Below are 242 nucleotides of genomic sequence, written 5' to 3' on the forward strand. Positions count from 1 at the left end.
ATGCATGGAAGTTCGAAAACCTGAACCTGGACAAGACTCCAGTCAGCACCGAGGTGACCGACGAGCCTGGCACCCCAGGCAACGAAGGCGACATCGTCAAAGTCACTATTACTGCTGACCAGACTTCGGTAGCCGAGAACGTCAAACCGACCTTCACTGTGCACGTCAACCAGCCGCTGGCCCACGACCTGGTCGTGACCCTGAGCAACAACGCCCAGGTCACCATCAAGGCCGGTGAAACC

Annotated in this window: 1 protein-coding gene; it reads left to right on the forward strand. The window is 57.9% G+C overall.

The features are described 5' to 3' along the window. Nucleotides 1–242, forward strand: a 242-nt coding sequence (locus FQ664_RS26790; protein ID WP_144175991.1) for an immunoglobulin-like domain-containing protein, incomplete at both ends; no start/stop codon positions are given.

Source organism: Pseudomonas persica, from assembly GCF_900291015.1.
Lineage (GTDB): Bacteria > Pseudomonadota > Gammaproteobacteria > Pseudomonadales > Pseudomonadaceae > Aquipseudomonas.